We start from the raw sequence: 1,662 nt of genomic DNA, 5'->3' as shown, positions 1-1,662 counted from the left end.
TCCTAATCCGTGTGTAGGAATCCCAGCCGGGCCCCGGCGGGGTGGCTGGTCTTGCTGATGGACGGGTTCGTGGTGGCCCGCGGGTGCCGGGTGAATCCCTTGTGGTTCCCGGCCCTGGAGGCCTTACGAGAGACCGGCGACAGCCGGCGCCCTCGGGCCGCCACGAACCCGTCCGGAACTTGTGTTCGTTGATCGTCTTGGTGCGAGCCCGCCGCAGGGCGACCTCTTCCTTCGTCCCGAGCCCGGAGCTCTTCGCAAGACGGAGGCCCCTGCGGTCCGCTGGTGCCACGAACGGCTGGCGAGATGGCGGACCGACGAGTCCTGGGATTAGGTCGCCGCGTGGCCCGCACAGGCTTCTCACCTGCGCGAACAGCAACAGAACGGAGATGGATGTGACAGTGTTCTGCGGCATCGACTGGGCCGAGGACCACCACGATGTCGCCCTGGTCGACGAGGCGGGCACACTGCTCGCCAAGCGCCGCATCGGCGATGACCCGGACGGCTACCGCCTGCTGCTCGGTCTGCTCGCCGAGTACGGCGACACCTCCGAGGCCCCGATACCGGTGGCCATCGAGACCTCGCGCGGCCTGCTGGTCGCCGTCCTGAGGGCCGGCCGGCGGCTGATCTACGCGATCAACCCGCTGGCCGCCGCACGCTACCGCGACCGGCACGGCGTGAGCCGCAAGAAGTCCGACCCCGGCGACGCGCTGGTCCTGGCGAACATCCTGCGCACCGACATGCACGCCCACCGGCCCCTGCCCGCCGACTCCGACCAGGCTCGCGCCATCGCCGTGCTCGCCCGCGCCCAGCAGGACGCGGTCTGGAACCGCCAGCAGCTGGTCAACCAGGTCCGCTCGCTGCTGCGTGAGTACTACCCGGCTGCCCTGGACGCCTTCCTCGGCAAGCAGCACGGCCTGGCCCGCGCGGAAGCCCGCGCCGTCCTGGCCGTCGCCCCGACCCCGGCCAGGGCCGCTCGGCTGTCCCTGCCCCGGCTGCGGGCCGCGCTCAGACGGGCCGGCCGACAGCGGGGCATCGACACCGAAGCCGAGCGCCTGCGCGAGGTCTTCCGTGGCGAGCGCGCCCGCCAGCCGTCCGCCGTCGAGGACGCGATGGGCCACCAACTCTCGGCACTGGTACGCCAGTTGGACGCCGCATGCCTTGCGGCCGATCAGCTCGCCGAGGCGGTGGAAGCCCATTTTCGCCAGCACCCGGACGCTGAGATCCTGCTCAGCTTCCCCGGCCTCGGGGTCCAGCTCGGTGCCCGGGTGCTCGCCGAGATCGGGGACGACCGTGCCCGCTTCGCCGACGCCCGTGCACTGAAGGCCTACTCCGGCTCCGCACCGGTCACCCGCGCCTCCGGCAAGAAGTGGTACGTCGGGCGGCGTTACATCAAGAACAACCGCCTCATCGACGCCGGCTTCCTCTGGGCGTTGTCCGCCATGCGGGTGTCGCCGGGAGCCAATGCCCACTACAAGCGGCGACGCGAGCGCGGAGACTGGCACGCGGGAGCTCAGCGGCACCTGTTCAACCGGATGATCGGTCAGCTCTACCACTGCCTGCGGGCCAGGCAGCTCTTCGACGAGCAGCATGCGTTCACCTCCGGTCATTCAGTGGCTCTGGCCGCAGCGGCTTGACTTGTTAGGCACGCGAGATGTCTCTCGG

The 1,662-nt window shown here is 70.5% G+C and carries 1 protein-coding gene; it reads left to right on the top strand.

All coding sequences use genetic code 11. The features are described from left to right. Positions 1-386: 386 nt before the first annotated feature. On the top strand, positions 387-1,634 hold the full coding sequence (locus ACYUD3_RS38485; RefSeq protein ID WP_470981160.1) for an IS110 family RNA-guided transposase: 1,248 nt from the start codon (positions 387-389) through the stop codon (positions 1,632-1,634). The last annotated feature ends 28 nt before the right edge of the window (positions 1,635-1,662 follow it).

Source organism: Streptomyces sp. AMJ-169 (assembly GCF_055597585.1).
The sequence above is the reverse complement of the archived record's forward strand: the minus strand, read 5'-3'. Positions and strand labels throughout refer to the sequence as shown.

Excerpts from the sequence above, each read along its gene's own strand:
- ACYUD3_RS38485 (WP_470981160.1), top strand. The coding sequence starts at position 387 with ATGGATGTGACAGTGTTCTGCGGCATCGACTGGGCCGAGGACCACCAC.